General features: G+C 70.3%; 1 protein-coding gene. It reads right to left on the bottom strand.

All coding sequences use genetic code 11. From position 1 onward, the window contains the following. On the bottom strand, positions 1-769 hold a 769-nt coding region (locus tag QH283_RS08960), incomplete at its 3' end, for an MHYT domain-containing protein (protein ID WP_280502552.1). Positions 770-1,038: the final 269 nt, after the last annotated feature.

Below are 1,038 nucleotides of genomic sequence, written 5' to 3' on the forward strand. Positions count from 1 at the left end.
CGTCTGCGGCGGGCCGCACCTGGACCGGTCGCGGCGGCGGCAGATCCACGGCGCGTTCGATCGAGGTCAGGCTCACGCCGATGAGCATGAGCATGGTGACGATACTGACGCCGACGATCAGCGGCACCAGCAGTTGCATCGCGCCCGAACCCTCCGGCGGTCCCGACCGGCTGCCCGCGCGCGCCGCCAGGCCGATCACGCCGAGGTAGTGCATGCCCGAGGTCGCCAGCGCCATGATGGCGGCGGCGCCGACGGTGCGCACCACGCCGCGCACATGCACCGCGAACCACAGCGATCCGATCGCGGCCGCCAGGGCCACCAGTGCCGACAACACCACCCACAGCGGCTCGTAGGAGATCGAGGCGGAACTGCGCACCGCCGCCATTCCCGCGTAGTGCATGGCCACGATGCCGAGTCCGATCACTCCGCCGCCCGCGACCACCAGGGCCGTCGTCGGGCGCGGGCGGATCGCCAGAAACAGCCCGAGCGCGGCGAAGACGATCGGGCACAGCGCGCTGAGCGCGGTGACGATCCCGTCGTATCGGACCTCGGTGCCCTCGATCGAGAAGCCGAGCATGGCGATGAAGTAGGTGACCCAGATACCCGCCCCGCCGAGCGCGGCCGCGGCCATCGCCAGCCAGATCGGCCTGCCGGTGCCCGAACGCGCGCGCAACGCGCACTGGAAACCGAGCAGCGAGCCGGTGAAGGACATGACGTAGGCCAGCAGGGGCGTCAACCAGCCGTAACTGAAGTGGTGAATGTCGAGCACGTGTGTAAAACCCCAGAGCCGGGCCGAGACCCCCGGCGATGACGAATGATTGCGAAGACTGTACGACAGCCCGACGTTGACCGGGCAACGAAAATGCGGCTACGCGAAGTGGTCTCGATCACGTTTGAAACGCTGTTTCACCGGATCGGGCCGCACGCGCCCGGCGAACGGTGCCGGGGACCACGGACGCGCACGCTCCGGGGCACTTGGAGACGACGGGGGCCCCCCGGGGGCCCCCCCCGGGGGGGGGGGGGGGGTGTGTAGGCGCC

Source organism: Nocardia farcinica (genome assembly GCF_029867845.1).
Taxonomy (GTDB): Bacteria; Actinomycetota; Actinomycetes; order Mycobacteriales; family Mycobacteriaceae; genus Nocardia; species Nocardia farcinica_A.